The 15428-nt window shown below is 47.6% G+C and carries 15 protein-coding genes and 1 pseudogene; 6 read left to right on the forward strand and 10 right to left on the reverse strand.

All coding sequences use genetic code 11. The features are described 5' to 3' along the window. The first annotated feature begins 68 nt into the window (after window positions 1-68). Window positions 69-611, forward strand: coding sequence for a helix-turn-helix domain-containing protein (locus ABC395_RS13860; RefSeq protein ID WP_413003887.1), 543 nt, complete (start codon window positions 69-71; stop codon window positions 609-611). 117 nt (window positions 612-728) lie between these two features. Here ABC395_RS13860 and ABC395_RS13865 read toward each other — a convergent pair whose 3' ends face one another. From ABC395_RS13865 to ABC395_RS13885, 5 genes are all read right to left on the reverse strand, one after another. Next, window positions 729-1784, reverse strand: a complete 1056-nt coding sequence (locus tag ABC395_RS13865; protein ID WP_413003889.1) for a DUF1835 domain-containing protein — start codon at window positions 1782-1784, stop codon at window positions 729-731. A 53-nt stretch (window positions 1785-1837) separates the two neighbouring features. Next, entirely contained in the window at window positions 1838-2032 is a 195-nt protein-coding gene (locus ABC395_RS13870; RefSeq protein ID WP_413003891.1) for a hypothetical protein, read from the reverse strand. 193 nt (window positions 2033-2225) lie between these two features. Then, complete coding sequence (locus ABC395_RS13875; protein WP_413003893.1) at window positions 2226-2981, reverse strand: sulfite exporter TauE/SafE family protein; 756 nt, start codon at window positions 2979-2981, stop codon at window positions 2226-2228. A 380-nt stretch (window positions 2982-3361) separates the two neighbouring features. Continuing rightward, on the reverse strand, window positions 3362-4420 hold the full coding sequence (locus ABC395_RS13880) for a flavin-containing monooxygenase (protein WP_413003894.1): 1059 nt from the start codon (window positions 4418-4420) through the stop codon (window positions 3362-3364). A gap of 47 nt (window positions 4421-4467) precedes the next feature. Next, window positions 4468-5058 (reverse strand): TetR/AcrR family transcriptional regulator, encoded by a 591-nt coding sequence (locus ABC395_RS13885; RefSeq protein ID WP_413003896.1) that lies wholly within the window; start codon window positions 5056-5058, stop codon window positions 4468-4470. A gap of 228 nt (window positions 5059-5286) precedes the next feature. Here ABC395_RS13885 and ABC395_RS13890 point away from each other — a divergent pair, with 228 nt between their 5' ends. Then, window positions 5287-5994 (forward strand): HAD family hydrolase, encoded by a 708-nt coding sequence (locus tag ABC395_RS13890; RefSeq protein ID WP_413003898.1) that lies wholly within the window; start codon window positions 5287-5289, stop codon window positions 5992-5994. 185 nt (window positions 5995-6179) lie between these two features. Here ABC395_RS13890 and ABC395_RS13895 read toward each other — a convergent pair whose 3' ends face one another. From ABC395_RS13895 to ABC395_RS13905, 3 genes are all read right to left on the reverse strand, one after another. Next, a complete protein-coding gene (locus ABC395_RS13895; RefSeq protein WP_413003900.1) occupies window positions 6180-6491 on the reverse strand; it encodes a hypothetical protein in 312 nt (103 codons plus the stop codon). Between the two features lie 62 nt (window positions 6492-6553). After that, a complete protein-coding gene (locus ABC395_RS13900; RefSeq protein WP_413003902.1) occupies window positions 6554-7780 on the reverse strand; it encodes an MFS transporter in 1227 nt (408 codons plus the stop codon). A gap of 3 nt (window positions 7781-7783) precedes the next feature. Beyond that, window positions 7784-8809, reverse strand: coding sequence for an ROK family transcriptional regulator (locus ABC395_RS13905; RefSeq protein WP_413003903.1), 1026 nt, complete (start codon window positions 8807-8809; stop codon window positions 7784-7786). 344 nt (window positions 8810-9153) lie between these two features. Between ABC395_RS13905 and ABC395_RS13910 the strand changes: the two genes are divergently transcribed. The 4 genes and pseudogenes from ABC395_RS13910 to ABC395_RS13925 all read left to right on the forward strand — a co-directional run bounded on the left by ABC395_RS13910 (window position 9154) and on the right by ABC395_RS13925 (window position 13797). Continuing rightward, complete coding sequence (locus ABC395_RS13910) at window positions 9154-10092, forward strand: ABC transporter substrate-binding protein (protein ID WP_413003905.1); 939 nt, start codon at window positions 9154-9156, stop codon at window positions 10090-10092. A 137-nt stretch (window positions 10093-10229) separates the two neighbouring features. Continuing rightward, window positions 10230-11895, forward strand: a pseudogene (locus ABC395_RS13915) (helix-turn-helix domain-containing protein). 31 nt (window positions 11896-11926) lie between these two features. After that, entirely contained in the window at window positions 11927-12988 is a 1062-nt protein-coding gene (locus ABC395_RS13920; protein ID WP_413003907.1) for an NAD(P)/FAD-dependent oxidoreductase, read from the forward strand. 356 nt (window positions 12989-13344) lie between these two features. Beyond that, on the forward strand, window positions 13345-13797 hold the full coding sequence (locus ABC395_RS13925) for a VOC family protein (RefSeq protein WP_413003909.1): 453 nt from the start codon (window positions 13345-13347) through the stop codon (window positions 13795-13797). Window positions 13798-14240: 443 nt separating this feature from the next. Here ABC395_RS13925 and ABC395_RS13930 read toward each other — a convergent pair whose 3' ends face one another. Together ABC395_RS13930 and ABC395_RS13935 are read right to left on the reverse strand one after the other, a co-directional pair. Continuing rightward, entirely contained in the window at window positions 14241-14663 is a 423-nt protein-coding gene (locus ABC395_RS13930) for a DUF3995 domain-containing protein (protein ID WP_413003911.1), read from the reverse strand. Between the two features lie 140 nt (window positions 14664-14803). Then, complete coding sequence (locus ABC395_RS13935; protein ID WP_413003912.1) at window positions 14804-15319, reverse strand: TetR/AcrR family transcriptional regulator; 516 nt, start codon at window positions 15317-15319, stop codon at window positions 14804-14806. Window positions 15320-15428: the final 109 nt, after the last annotated feature.

Consider the following 15428-nt stretch of genomic DNA (forward strand, 5'->3'; position numbering starts at 1 on the left):
CATTATTTATAATAAGAATCAATATAAGGAGCATCAGAAACCAATTAATTTTGCATAAGGAGAACAGGATGGCTAACAAAGTGGAAGTTTTAATGCATCCGGTAAGAATAAAAATCATGCAAGTGCTGATAAGGAACAAAGACACGGGAATGACATCCCTGGAAATGGTCAAACGGATCAAAGACGTGCCTCAAGCTACTCTCTACCGGCACATCCAGGTGTTGCTGGATTCGGGGATCATACGCGTATTTAAAGAGAAAAAAGTGAAATCCGTCGTGGAAAAATATTATGTACTGAATGAACTTGAGGCGAAATTGAGCGTGGAAGATTGGAAAAAAGCTTCTCATGAGAAGAAGCTTGATTATGTTTCTTATTACCAGCTCTCTCTTATAACACAATATCAAGGTTATCTTAAAAAATTAGAAGAACAAAACACCCCGGAAAACGACGGGGCCACCTTTTCATTGGTTGAAATGAAGCTGGGTGAAGAACAATTTAGCCGTTTTCAGAACGAATTAAATGAATTAATGACCAAGTACTATCATTCAGGCAGCGAAGATACCGGAGCACCGGTACGAACCATAGCCTTTACGATTATCCCGGATGCTTAGACGGCTGAGATGCAGATAAAGCTTTCATATGCTCTCTGCTTCCGGTCCCCGGGCGGACCACGCTATAAGTGTATGCTCCGCTGGAAATCATGAAGGGGTTCCTTACCAACCGTAAGCTCAGTATGACGAAAGCATTTTACGTCTGACGCTATAGTGTCTTATCGAACGAGGAACACCTTTGATTTCAAGAATACCTTCATAAATCAACTTCCTCAGCCGGTATTCGAAATAAGCGTCCCCGATAAATTGGTCACAGCAGCCCATCGCCTCTCCTACCAGACGAGCCGCTTTCAGAAAACGGGAATCGAAAGCGGTTCTGAGATGGTCCAGCTTGTCCAGCAAATACGTGTCATAATAATCATCCGGCACCTCGGCCACTGCTCCGTCGTGCCAAATCCGAAGCGTTCCGCTTTGCTTTATGAGAGCCTGCCATTCCCGTTCCAACCCGGCCTTATCCGCATCATTCAGGCAGCTGCTGCCGTCCATACGGACAAGCGCCGTCTGCAGAAGGTTTGCGGGAATCTCCCCCGAGTATCTAAACCTGGAAGTTGCCTCCGGAGAATTAATCAGCTCCTCACAGATTGTGCACGCATCGTATACCGCTATACAATGGGGACGGCCGCTCATCAAACGGACCGCGTGCAGCATCCCGATCCGCTCGCATGCATTGCGGCCGGTCCAGACGATTACCTTCGCCTGCTCGGGAATTTTGTTGACCCTGTCCAGCAACTGATCATTCTCTTCGTCAGAATCATCGTAGACTTCACAATCTTCTGTAATGTGGTCCTGAAACCAGTCCCGCCTGGCTCTCCGTCCTTCGTATGACTCCAGCTCGCGAAGGGGGCCGATGGCGTAGTTGTCCGGTAGCGTAATCACTTTGTGTGTGCCCGGCCAGCCCAACTGCTTCAAAGCCGCTTTCATGCCGCCCGCAAAGGAACAGCCTGGAACAAAATGAACATGGGTACAGGCCGGATCCGGGTCCCAAGCCGCTCTTTTCTCTGAAAATTCGATGACTTCGTCATACAGCTCAAAGAGCTGAAACATCGTTTTTTCCGGTGTTGCTTCCTCTTCCTTCAGCTTCCTGATTTGTTCCAACGCAAATGCCAGATAAATCTTAGCGCCCTGTCCCTCCAAACTATCGATTGCCTTCGCGATACCCGGTCTATTTTGCATTCTTATCATCCCTTTCTTTCCTCTACTGTCTCCCCTATACAAAATATCGCCTTTTACACGGTTATCTTGAAAAACTTAAGTAAAACCGCCACAATCGCCAGAACGATTGGACCAATCACCGCAAACCCGATAAAAGCGGCTAATAATTTATAAGGAGCCGATAATCCTTTTGCCGCGCTTAAATGATCGTTTTTTTCGTTTAAGGTCCTTAGTTCTTTTAATATTTCTTTAATGATCTCCTCATTCATCCTGCATCCCCTCTTTCTTATGTAATCAACAAATAATTCGTTTCCTTATTTTACCATAGTTCAGATTATTGTTGCTTGTATCTATATATGGAGCGAGATAATTACAGCAGCAAATAATTTTCCTATAAAAAAGACCCGCAGATACAAACTGCCGGTCCTATAAATGATTGAGTTGAAGGATAAGAAGCCGGATTTAGCGGGAGCCGCTTGGCAGGATTAACAGAACACCGAGTGCGATAATCATCATAAATAAGTAACGCTCAAATTTTTCAGCGGAAATACGCTTATTCAAAAGAACGCCAAGTCCGGTAGCCGCAAGAATAGCCGGTAAAGAGTACGCATACAAAACAAGGGCGTCAGATGTCCATAATCCGCCGAGTGCATGCCCGGTCACAACGAGTAAGCCGGATATAAGAAAATGGGCTTGCAGCGTGCCCCGGAACCGATCCGGATTCCAGCGCCGCAAAGTACCGTAAACAACGACCGGCACACCGTTAAAATTATAGGCGCTGCCAAGTACGCCGGAGGCAAAACCGAACGGAAGCACCCATCCGCGGTCATTAAGCAGCGGCTGTCCGATTTTGCGGGAAAGCATTTTCTTCAGCAAAGAGTAGCAGCCGAAGATCATCAAGAAAATACCAAGTGCCGAAGTAATCATACTGGCAGGAACAAGGTGAAGCATGATAAGCCCGAAAGGAATACCTATTATGGTAGAAACGGCCAATCGTATCAGAACCGGGCGTTCAACATGACGCCAACCGCTGAACACGGTCAGCAGAGCAACGGTCAGGCCCGCCAAACCGATCAGGGAAACCGACGTTTGCAGCGGTACCGACAGCAGGGCAAGCAGAGGCATGCTCACGATCGCTTCCCCGAATCCGAAGACGGATTTCATGAAGGCACCTACAAAAACCGCAGCGACCACAAGCACGATCAGAGAGAATGTCATCTTCCCCTCCCATCGGCTAAACAAGGCAGCCTGTTCGACACTTTTACATGGAAAATGAAATAACGCAAAAAACAACCTCCTTTTTATGCAGGTCTATATAATATCACATGATTTGACTATATAAAATGCGTGTTTTAACGAGCTATAAGCACCCCATAACCGGTTTAAATGAACTGATACAAGATCCTATACAATAAAATTGGTAAAGTTCATTAGAAAGGCAATGAGGAGTTCTGGCGAAGTGATGTTTTTGAAATTTTCATTTCCAAAACATCTGGTCTACGTACAAATTTTCCACCATACATTCTAAACGGAATAACTCATACGAACGAAGGGAGATTGGATGATGAGGTCATCGTTTTTATCGATAGCCGCGTACTTCATTCTGATCGCTCTGCATGCCGCTCGATGATTTCAGCCAATTGTTCGGCATCCCGCGCCATCCAGCCTAACAAAGCGGAACCGCGGCAGGTTTGCCAAGGCAGGCCCAGATAATACAATCCCTTCGCCTTGCTGACCCCTTTGTCATGAATCGGCTTACCATTGGCATCTACCGCTTCCGGAACACCGATCCACGGGTAAACACTTCGAAAACCGGTGGCCCAGATGATGTTAGCCGCCTTCATTTTTGATGCATCCTCAAAGAGAATCTCTCCGGAATCCGCACCTACCGCTCTTTGCCTTAAGGAAACGATCCCTTGTTTCAGAAGAGCTTTTAATTCGGTGCCGTATACTTGCTCGGGTTGTTTTTTCAGCCAGGAACCAAGCGCAGACTCCTCGCCCGCTTTCAACAAACCGAACGTCTCAAAGTACCAGAATATGTTTTTACCGAATATACGCATCGGTTTAAAACTCATAGGCCGGCTAACCGAGATCGTGACTTGCCTATGAGCGGAAAGCTCAACGGCAATCTGTGCGCCCGAATTGCCGCCTCCGACGACCAGTACGGGGCCGTCCGCAAGCTGGGATGCGTTTTTATAGCCGGAAGAATGCATCTGAACGATCTCCTCCGGCAGTTTTGTTGCAAAATCCGGGATGACAGGTTCATGAAAAGGCCCCGTGGCCACGACTACTTGCCGGGCAACAAAAGTTTCCTGTGCGGTTTCGATTATAAATCCCCTTTCATGTTTCGTAAGTGAACGGACTCTCGTCCCATGCCGGATAGGCAGATCGAAAGTTTGGGCATACGCCTCCAAGTAATCGGCCGTTTCATCCTTAGCGGGCAAACCGTCAGGAACCCCCGGAAACTTCATACCGGGAAGGCTGCTGTACATCCTCGGTGTAAATAAAGTCAAGGAATCATAGCGTGATCTCCAGGAATCTCCGGTCCGTTTATGGGCATCGAGAATGAGGAAGGATACTCCTTTCTGCTTCAGGTAATACCCCATAGCAAGACCGGCTTGTCCTCCGCCGATTATGATAACTTCCACATGATTCATTTTCACATTTCCCCTGGCTGCGATTTTATCGTTAACCTAACGTCTCTTTAAAGTCTCTTTAACAAACCTTGAGCGAATGTACCGACACCGTACTGCAAAAAATCTTCGACTTTGACGGGTGTTATTTTCTGACCATAAAGCGAAGCCGACATAAAAAATCCGAGGTTCATCCAAATAAAAGTCATCGCCGCCGCTTCTAAATCAGTTCGTTCAATGACACCCTTCTCATACATACGGCTTAAATATCCGATTAGCAGCTCCTTTAATTGAATCGGTATAGCGGCCGTTTTTTCGTCCAGTTCGGGAAAATGCCCCGTCTCTCTTAAACCGATTAATACCATCCCGCCGTGATGCTCCATAAACTGCTGGTACGTCCGCGCAATGTGGATCAGATCGGATTGGATCTCTCCCGTCAGGCTGTCAAAAACTTGATGAATGCCGGGAACATAGGAATACCGGTCCACTAAGGCGTCCACAATTCCCTGTTTGTTAACGAAATGCCGGAAAATCGTACTCTCGTTTACGCCGGCTTCTTTGGCGATGGCGCGTGTAGTCATGCCTTTGTATCCTTTTTCTTTCATTAAAAAGATGGCCGCGGCTAAAATTTTATCCCGGGTTTCTTGCGCACTTTGCTCCATTGGTATCCCCTTTCACGCATGCAAGTACTTGCTTGCATACAATATAACATGGCGTAGCACATTTGAAAAGTTTATTCCGGCTGCAACGGTATGCCTGCGTTCCCGGGCCTTTAATCAAATTCCGGAAAGCCGGTCCGGGCTCTGAAAATTCTTTTAATCTTTTAAAGAACGGACCGATATGCTAGCATTGGTTTGTAATCCGCGCTGTATGTCAAAGGAGGAATATCATTGGAGGATTTCAATACATCCGAATGGAAGGACACTTCCATAAAAGCGGTTCTGTTCGATATGGACGGCGTCCTAATAGACAGCGAACCGATTTATTTTGATATCGAACGCAGTTCGTTCGACCATTTCGGCGTGCCCGTGAGCGAAGAAGACCATCATGGTTTTGTGGGTGTAACGCTGGAATCCATGTGGGAGCAGGTTCTGGACAAACACCGGATTCCGTTTGCGCTGGAGCAAGTGCTAACGTATCACAAGGACAATGTGATGAATATATTGTCCGGACATACGCAGCTTACGGCCATGCCCGACGCGGAACGCTGGCTAAGCTGGCTGAAAGAAAAGCAGATTCCGGTCGCTGTCGCCTCTTCTTCTCCACGGCCGCTAATTGAGCTGATTATGGATAAGACCGGCCTTGGGCCCTATTTTGACGTAAGGGTCAGCGGAGAGGAAGTGCAACGCGGGAAACCGGCTCCGGATATTTTCCTTCATGCGGCAGGCTTGCTGGGAGTGGAACCCTCTTCCTGTCTCGTCATCGAAGATTCGCGCAACGGCGTCAGAGCCGCGAAGAGCGCGGGCATGCGGTGCATCGGGCTGCAAAATCCCGGTTCGGGCAATCAGGATCTTTCACTCGCCGATTACCGGATAAGAAGCTTTGAAGAGCTCTTGGCCTTAAAAGATTCGCTGCCTTTTGCCCCGTTTTCCAGCTAACATAACATTTACAAATGACGAAAGAGCTTGCCTTCTAGTGAAGACAAGCCCTTTTTTTATTCCCGCAAATGCTTTATTTCACTGAATGTAACATCCCGCACAAAAAAAGCCGACCGGACTATCAAACCCGGCAGGCTTTTTGCTTTCGTATCCTTTAGTTTAGGCTGCACACGGTTAGATAAGACCTATTCTTCCTGTACATCCGCCTGTAGATCACTCGCGACTTCAATAACTAAGGGAATCACGACTTTGTTCGTACCGGACACGTAAATATCACCGTCGTAATGTCTGAATGGAATAACGGTATCCTCGTCATAGCTCCACATAAAAAAATCCCCTTCGATGGACATGCTGGTTGCACCCTTCACCGTAAAAACGGTTGTATAGGAAAAATCAGCTTTGGACGAGAAATATTGTTTGCACTCTTCCAAAGAGATCGTTTTTGCGGAATGGCCGTTTTCCTGAAACGCTCTTGTAATTCGGTAACGCTGGCTCATTGAAATGCCCCCTAGTTTTTAGTACATCTATTATAGCTTAGGAACGCATAAGGACAAAAGGTTCAGCCCGTGAAAGGCGTCTTGTTGTTCAAGACATTCTTCCTGGCCGTTAAGAAGACATTCAGTTTTTCCGAGAACAAGAGCATAGCCGCGGCGGACAGAACGATGTAAAACGGGAAAACTCCGATGCTGACAAGGGAAGCCAGAAAACCGAGCAAAGGAGGCATAAACGTGCTGCCCACATAGGCCACGGCCATTTGATACCCCATGATCGACTGGGAGTGTTTCCGGCCGAAACGTTCGGGCGTTTCATGTAGCATGCACGGGTAAATAGGCGCCAGGCCCAGACCCGTTATCATAAAACCCGCAAGCGAGAAAACAGGCGGCAGCGGAAGAATCAGCAGGGCCGCACCGACGAGGGCGGTAATTTGGCCGCACCGGATAAGGGTACGGTTAGCCACCTTGAACGTAATAAATCCCGTAACCAATCTGCCGACGGTGATTCCCGCAAAATAAAGGGATACCCACTGTGCCCCGACCGCGGCCGGCAGCTCTTTCATATTCACCAGAAAGCTGCTTCCCCAAAGCCCTATTGTCGCTTCCACTCCGGAATAAAACAAGAACGAGGCCAAAGCCAGCTTAACGCCCCTGACTTGTAAAGGCTTCACGGAACCTTCAGAACTAAGCTCTCCTTTGTCCTGCAAGTCTCCCTTATCTTCACCTGAAGCAGCGTGGTTTTTCGCTACCCGGCTCCATAAGGGCAGGGTAACGAACAGTACAATCACCAGCGCAAACTGAATCCCGGCAACCGTCAAATACCCGTCCCTCCAGGAGTCCGGTCCCGAAATAAATCGGGCCATAATAATCGGCCCGAGCGTAGCTCCCACTCCCCAGAAGCAATGAAGCCAGCTCATATGATGCGCTTTGTAATGTGCGGCGACATAATTGTTCAGGCCCGCATCAACGGCGCCTCCGCCAAGTCCGAGGGGCACCGCACAGATTATTAACCAGACAAGCGACGGGGCCGCGGCAAAACCGAGCAGAGCACCGGCTGTCAGGATGCAGCTGATGAGGGTAAGTTTCCCCGTTCCGAACCGCTTAAGCAGCATGCCGCTTGCCATACTGGAAACAATCGTGCCGGCCGTAACCGTCATAAACAGTAAACCGGCCGTTTCAAGCGGCACGCCAAGATCCGTCTGCATGACGGGCCATGCCGATCCCAGCAAGGAATCAGGCAGTCCCAGGCTGATGAAAGCCATATAAATAATCAATAAAAAGAAAGTAGCCACAGGTCACCCCTTCTCCCGAATCATAAGATCAAGCCCCAAACTCTGTAATCCGCTTAAATAATCCCGCTTCCAGTCACTGGACGTAAGTTCCGGCAAATGTTCTTCCGGTATGTAAGCGGCGCTCCTTCTTGTAATCCCATCCAGCAGCGGTCCGCTTACTTCATCGTCGCAAAAAATAATCGCATGCGGATTCAGAATAGCGGTAAACGAGGCGACCAGCCTGCTGACGGCATCTATCTCCTTCTCCCGCGCGGTTATTTCCACTCCCGCTTCACGCCCCAAAGCTTGCAGGAAATTACGGTCATCGTACTGAGGTACGAATGAAATTTCCCCTGAGAAAAACGTGCTTCCCCGCACCACGTCCCCATTGACCAGAATGCCGGCGCCGGGTCCGTTTTGACCGAAATACAGGTAGATCAGCGTCGGGTTTTCCGTCTCGGCCGCGTTTAAGCTGTAACCCAGAATCGCCGCGTTCATATCGTTCTCAACCGCTACCGGGATGGAAAAACGCTCTTCGAGGTCGCTTTTCAGATCAAAATGATGAAACTGCTCATAACCGGGAATATAGATGATGCGGCCATTATTGACCGCGCCGGGAACCCCGACCGCTATCGACCCGATTCTCGGATACTTTGCAAGGATCCGCTCGACCTGCTCCGATAGGCAGAGAACGGGATCCAGAAGCACACCGGGTACCGTTCCCTGTTCTTTTATCGCGCCCGAACCGTTAAATACCGTGTAGTTCGTTTCCGCTTTCTCCAAAAAGAGCGCCAGCCCCAGCAAATAATCCGGATCATATACATACCTTGCGGCTCTTCTTCCTCCGTTCGAGTTGTCCAGGCCGGAAGAATAAATTTCCCCGTCTCTCTCCATTTGCGCAAGAAACTTACTGACGGTCGGAAAACTGAGGCCCAGCTTGCGGCTCAGCTCAACCTTCGTGGCACTCCCCAGCTCCAGAAGAACTGCGCGCATACTGCGCAGGATCGCTTTCTTCATGCTGTCATTGGACGTCGGAGGCAGCTCACTCATCCTTTAATCACCCTCCTCACAAACTTATTAAATACATTTAATAAGTAGTTCCGATACTAACAGAAATTGCTTATGGAAGCAATGAAAAAGAAAAGCCCCCCATTATGCGGCTTACAAAGCATGTCTATTCTATACTGGATTGAACTGCTAAACCGGATAATAAAGGGTTGCAGCTACCCTATCAAACCTTTCTAGCGCGGCTATTTACATTTATCCAAATCATTCCTTGCGTTTTTTTCATTGTCCCCTCTTTTTACACCAACTATAATAGCACGGAGAATGATAATCATTTTCAATTAAAAGCGAGAAGGAAAGGGGCAGCAAGTGTGAAGAGACATCGTGGAATGCCAATTATGCTAGGGGGAGGTATTTTTCTCCTATTGTTACTAATATCGGCCTGCAGTAACCCTGGAGGCGATGCATCCGTTGTGCAGGCAGAGAAAATGGAGAAAACATTTCTATATACAACGATTAAAGGCGAGCAGATTGAAATACCAGCACAACCCAAACAGGTGGTTTATATCGGTCCGACGCTTGGCGACTTCTTAGTGATGGAGATTCCAATCGTCGGCAGTAATCTTATCCATACTAAGCATAGTTACTATGAAGGTAAAACGGAAGGAATAGTCGATGTTGGCAATCCGGGTGACTTAGAGGTGATTTTAAGTTTGAAACCGGATTTGATCATTAACAGTTATTACAATGCGGATGCCGTAAAAAATGAGGCATTGTCGAAAATAGCTCCTACTATCCCCTTTAATCCGGCTCTACCTTATGCGGAACGTCTGAAAGAAATGGGAAATATCTTCGGCCAGCAGGAAAAGGCGGCTCAATTGATTGCTAAGTTTGAAACCCAGTCGAAAGAAATGTTTGATAAGCTTCATTTAACGGACGGGGAGACCGCTACCGTTTTCTACCAGCTGGGTAAAACGCTTTACGTTATGGGCAATCGTTCACTTGGTTCCATTATTTATGGGAAAAACGGGTTTGCCGTCCCGCCAGCAGTACAAAAAAATATTATGGATGAAAAAGGGGTTTCTTTCGTTAAAGTTTCAGAAGAGGTGCTTTCAGAGTTTGCGGGAGATCATCTGTTCGTAGTTGTCCAGGATGATGATGAAAGTAAAACGGAATCCGGCCAACTGCTGAAAAGCCCGGTATGGAAAACCCTGCCTGCGGTTCAAAAAGGACATGTTTACGTTGTTTCTGCGGAATGGAATACAGATGGGTTGTTAGCTTTGGAGCAATTGTTCAAACAACTGCCGCAATGGATGAAGCGGTCGTAAGGAATTGTATTGCCCTCCCCGTTCTCTAACCTATTCCTTTTCAAAAATAACACATGTTCGAATTGCTGTAGTTGAAAGCAGATCATGATATGTTATGATGATAATGAGAATCATTTTCAATAGTTGGAGAGCTGCTTATGAATCTAACACCCCTGTATATTAGGCTGCAGCGCTATGATAAGTTTCAAGTTGACCAAATGATGTCAGCGGGCAGTCATAATGAGGCCATTCATTACAAGGAAACAAATGTATGCACGTTGTTGATAGCGCTCAGTCATGGCATACGGCTCTATGTAGACAAAATGGCAATCGATCTGCGGCAAGGGAGACTGCATTCTAGTTTTACCCGTGCAACACTACACAGTGGAATCAAGCAACGATGAGGCCCAGCTTGCACGCTTTACTTTTGAAACCTTTGAAGTAGAAGGATTGAGTTTGAACCCGGTTGCTCACCCGCCTTTGCTTTGCGGATACCCTTATAGTCTGTTATTTTCTCAGGTCAATCACGTTTTAGGGAATGAATCATCGACGAGGAATCGGTATTGCTCCTCCCTATCCACATCGGAAATGGCTATGATGCAAGGCAGACTTCAACTTATTCTAGGGTTAATGGCCCAGTTAGATCAGCAAGCTTCCCATTCGCAGAACGAAGAAAAGACAACAAAGATTCAACACACCATACGTTACATGGAAGAGCATTACGACGAGGACTTAACCGTGGAACAACTGGCTAACATGGCAGAAATGGTCCGATGGCAATATAGCCAACAGTTTAAAACATTGACCGGCCAAAAGCCGACTGATTATTTGATGCATCTGCGTATAAATCAGGCAAAGAAACTTCTTTGCAATTCCACCGAGCCATTGAGCAAAATATCCCGGCAAATCGGGTTCAAGGATGAATACTATTTCAGCCGGTGCTTTCGTAAATTAACGGGAAACGCTCCGCGTGAATATGCCGATATTCATCTGCATACTCAGCAAAGAACAGTTATCGATTCACTTGGCAGAGAGGTTCATGTTCCCAAAAATGCAACGCGTATTGTGACGGATGGCAAATATACGCTGGGAGAATTACTCGTTTTAGGCATATCCCCTATTGGAGCGGCCATCTCTTTGAAAGGGAATGTGATTTATCACAACAAGTTACGAAATATTCAAAATATCGGACATTGGGCAGATCCCGATAAAATAGCACAGCTTCAGCCTGAGTTCGTGCTGCTAAGCTATCATCATCAAGCACAAGATTTACAAATACTCGATGCGATCGCTCCTACTGTTGTGTTGGACACTAAGTTCAGACTCTTTGATCGGTTACGATATATCGCCAAACTATTTGAGCGTGTTAAAGCGGCTGAGAAGTGGATTACTACGTATGAGGACAAAGTAAGACTCGTACGCAGGCAATTAGCAGGTGCTTATGCTGTGGGAGAGACTGCTGCCGTTTATCTCAAGTTAGGTGCAAAGCTTTATGTTATGGGCCACAACGGGTTTGCAGCCACCTTGTATGAATCACTTGGCTTTCGTCCCTCTGCCCGGGTGATGCATCTAATCGAACAAGGGCAAGCATGGATAGAAATTCAGCAGAACGAAATGAATCACTATGCCGGAGACCGCAATTTCTTCTTGGCTTCTCCCCTCGAACTGCAAACAACCGTTCATTGTTCACAATTAGAGCCTATAGCCGGGTTAACTCCCGGTAAGATTCATCTTATGGATGCCGCATGGAATTATGAAGATCCCCTTACACGCGGTCGGTTATTAGAGATGCTGCCGTATCTTTTTAAAAAGAAAACGATGTGACCAGAACTCAAACCATACAGGAGGTAACGGCATGACACAGGCGTTGGAACTTTACGATATTACGATCATTGGCGGGGGACCCGCCGGGTTGTATGCGGCTTTTTACAGCGGCATGCGCGATTTGAAAACGAAACTGATCGAAGCGAAGGAGGAACTGGGCGGACGGTTGTTGATTTATCCGGAGAAAATGATTTGGGATGTCGGCGGAGTTACGCCTATCCGCTGCGAGCACCTCATCCGGCAAATGATCCAGCAGGCTCAAACGTTTGATCCGACCATCGTACTGGGCCAACAGATCAGCGGACTGGAACGGCTCAAGGACGGGACCATGCTTCTGACTTCCGCAACCGGGGAGCAGCACCATACACGTACGCTCGTTTTGGCGCTCGGACATGGCGTGCTGAAGATGGCGAAGCTCGACATCGAAGGCGCAGAACGTTATGAAGTGACCAATTTGCACTATACCGTACAAGAGCTCGAAAGGTTTCACGGCAAACGGGTGCTTATCTCGGGCGGCGGTGATTCGGCAGTTGACTGGGCCAACGCACTGGAGCCGATTGCTGCTAGTGTCACTGTCGTGCACCGCCGTGAGCGCTTCGGCGGACATGAGAAGAATGTGAAGCGGATGAAGGAATCATCTGTCGATGTTCGTACGCCGTATGTGTTGGACCGGCTTCACGGCAATGTTAGCGGCGACGCCATTGAAGCGGTATCGATTGCACGTCTGAATGCCGAGGGCCTGGTTATGGAAGAACCGGAACAATTAGTGATCGATGCCGTGATCGTGAATCACGGGCTGCGCGGTGACTTCGGACCGATAGTCGATTGGGGGTTGGATATGGGGCAATGGACTATTCATGTGAATGAGAAACTCGCAACCAATTTGCCCGGTATTTTTGTGGCCGGAGATACGGCGGACTACCCGTCTAAAGTGAATCTGATCGCCGGGGCTTTTACCGATGCCGTGTTGGCAGTGAACAGCGCCAAGCTGTATTTGGAGCCGGCGGCAGCAAAGGTGGCCTATGTTTCTTCGCATAACGCCAAGTTCAAGGAAAGGAACAAAGCACTTGGCATGGCGGAGGAAGAAGCCTAGAGCACGGCTATTCATACGGAAAAACGTCAAACCGGACCGAAAGGCCGGGACGCAACCCCGCGAATCCTCTCCACGAGTCTAATGACCGGCGGGTTATGCTGTAATCCCCTGTATATTGTTCCGGCTCTCAGACGACAGGAATATATAGACTATGAAAGCCGCATAAACTGCGGCTTTTTTTGTTTACCTTTGACTAAAATTTTAATGTTGTTAGCTGATAGTTGTTCCTTGTGACTTATCTTTGTTATCGCGAACTGTGACAAGACGTTAATCGTTTGGAATAAATTTGTAATTCTTGATAAAATAAATACGAAGCTGATCAGGTAATAAATTTGTTCACATAAGGAGATAGAACTATGGCAAAAAACAAATTACTGAGAATGGACAATGTAGGCATCGTTGTAGAATCTCTTGATGACTCTATCTCTTTTTTCGAGGAGATTGGCTTGAAGCTTGAAGGAAGAGCTACTGTCGAAGGTGAATGGGCTGGTCGCGTAACCGGACTCGGTTCACAGTGTGTAGAGATTGCTATGATGGTTACACCGGACGGCCACAGCCGACTTGAGCTTTCGCGATTTCTCACCCCGCCTGCTGCAGCAGATCACCGAACTGCCCCTGTTAATGCCCTCGGTTATCTGCGCGTCATGTTCACCGTTGAAGACATTGACGAAATGGTAGCCAGACTCACTAAGCGTGGTGCTCAGCTCGTTGGCGAAGTGGTTCAGTACGAGGACTCGTATCGGCTCTGCTACATTCGCGGAAATGAAGGACATCTAATCGGTTTGGCGGAACAACTCCGTAATAAATAAGTGACCCATCCGCTCCGACTAACCATATCTCGTCCGGCATCAAACTGCCTTAACGGAGCGGGACTTCGTGATGCATGAACTTTATCGGAAAACAATGCAAACCAGATTAAAGAGACTCAACTAACGGGTGCGACAGCTCACAAAGCCGTCTCTTCAATGAGGCGGTTTTCTTATCGTAAAGCGGATTGGCTATCAGGCAACCTGATAAGCAAACGGGCGGGTTAGCGCATCCTCTTCCCCATTATTCCGGCTTTCTCAGCGGCTTCCGATGACGACAGCAGCGTCCAGCTCGCCGGAATAAACAACCCGCGCGTTCAGCCCGCTGCGGGTAGAAATCCACGTGGTGCGCTGCCTGCCGCCGGCTGATCTTCATAATTTTGATTGAAGCGAAACGGCAGGCGTGTGCGGCATGACCGCAAAAATCGGGTTTCCCCGAATCTTTTTTAAAACAGAAGAATCGTACATGTGAGCGCTATATACAAACAAAGCGGACTATACAACCACGTATCATTTCTGGCAAATACCGTATGCTTTACTTTTTTGAAAAACCCTACATGTCTAAAGTCACCGGCCGACCGTAAAAAGAAGACAGAAGCGCAAACGATACACCCCGTTTTTGTAACGCTATTGGCCGGTAATACAGCTATGTAACCGCCTTGAACCAGGAGTATCAAACAAACCGTTAAAAGAAGAACAGCCACTAACAGCGTAACCGACTTCCCCGGAGTAAAAGCAGGTTTAAGCTCCCCCGCTTTCGAAGGTATGACAGCACCGACTCCCCAGCGCCCTCCATAAGCCCAATACATATGTAGCAGACTGATCAGAGCCAAAATACTCACGCTTGACAATACTATCACGGATTTCATTAAACCCGCCTCCCGATACAATTTTCAGAGAATGTCCGGAAACCTGACAAGGTTTCCAAGCAAGTAAACATACGCCTCCGTATGTCGATGCATTTTTATGTCCCCACAACGTATACAGCCGAATCGGGACATGAGCGTGTTCATAGCTTTACTAAAATTTCAAACATTTTGCCGATATCAAAATTCGGATTGCTCTCAAACCGGGATATCCATCCTACATAGGTTAAATAGGTAAGTCTGGCCCTGTCAGCAGCCTCGGGTAACGTCAGTCCTCTCTTCTGATACAAGACGGAAAGAAAATGAATTCTCTGTTCCTCGATATCGACTAACCGGGAAGCCACGACTGGATCATGTTTGGCCCAGGCATAAATGCCGGTTTCAATTTGTTTGTCCCCGTTGTTGATGCTTAGATGAAGCAGTTGTTCCAACGAGAAGGTCCCCTGTTCCACATTCTCAATGATCCGTTTGGTCGCGTGATCTTCCCAATAATCCAGCATGGAATCCAGAAGTTCTTTACGGTCCCGAAAATAATGGTAGAAACTGCCTTTGCTGATTCTCAGTGCCTTGGCAAGTACTTCGACACGAACTTCATGTATGCCGCTTTTGGCCAGTTTATGTATTCCGGCTTTTACCCAATCTTCCCTCGTTAATTGCATAACTCCCCCTGGATACGGCAGCGTATGTTTTTCATCAGAATACGGTGCGCACTATATTTTGTCAATGGAGAAGGATGAATTCACACCGCGTTCTTCTTGGGAACTTACA

Origin of the sequence: Paenibacillus canaveralius, assembly GCF_047238265.1 — a bacterium.
Classification (GTDB): domain Bacteria; phylum Bacillota; class Bacilli; order Paenibacillales; family NBRC-103111; genus Paenibacillus_F.

Bases quoted from the DNA above. Each gene is read 5' to 3' on its own strand.
- ABC395_RS13895 (WP_413003900.1), bottom strand. From the start codon at position 6,491: ATGAGCCAGCGTTACCGAATTACAAGAGCGTTTCAGGAAAACGGCCAT.
- ABC395_RS13935 (WP_413003912.1), bottom strand. From the start codon at position 15,319: ATGCAATTAACGAGGGAAGATTGGGTAAAAGCCGGAATACATAAACTG.
- ABC395_RS13880 (WP_413003894.1), bottom strand. From the start codon at position 4,420: ATGAATCATGTGGAAGTTATCATAATCGGCGGAGGACAAGCCGGTCTT.
- ABC395_RS13865 (WP_413003889.1), bottom strand. From the start codon at position 1,784: ATGCAAAATAGACCGGGTATCGCGAAGGCAATCGATAGTTTGGAGGGA.
- ABC395_RS13905 (WP_413003903.1), bottom strand. From the start codon at position 8,809: ATGAGTGAGCTGCCTCCGACGTCCAATGACAGCATGAAGAAAGCGATC.
- ABC395_RS13925 (WP_413003909.1), top strand. From the start codon at position 13,345: ATGGCAAAAAACAAATTACTGAGAATGGACAATGTAGGCATCGTTGTA.
- ABC395_RS13860 (WP_413003887.1), top strand. From the start codon at position 69: ATGGCTAACAAAGTGGAAGTTTTAATGCATCCGGTAAGAATAAAAATC.
- ABC395_RS13870 (WP_413003891.1), bottom strand. From the start codon at position 2,032: ATGAATGAGGAGATCATTAAAGAAATATTAAAAGAACTAAGGACCTTA.
- ABC395_RS13920 (WP_413003907.1), top strand. From the start codon at position 11,927: ATGACACAGGCGTTGGAACTTTACGATATTACGATCATTGGCGGGGGA.
- ABC395_RS13910 (WP_413003905.1), top strand. From the start codon at position 9,154: ATGCCAATTATGCTAGGGGGAGGTATTTTTCTCCTATTGTTACTAATA.
- ABC395_RS13875 (WP_413003893.1), bottom strand. From the start codon at position 2,981: ATGACATTCTCTCTGATCGTGCTTGTGGTCGCTGCGGTTTTTGTAGGT.
- ABC395_RS13930 (WP_413003911.1), bottom strand. From the start codon at position 14,663: ATGAAATCCGTGATAGTATTGTCAAGCGTGAGTATTTTGGCTCTGATC.
- ABC395_RS13885 (WP_413003896.1), bottom strand. From the start codon at position 5,058: ATGGAGCAAAGTGCGCAAGAAACCCGGGATAAAATTTTAGCCGCGGCC.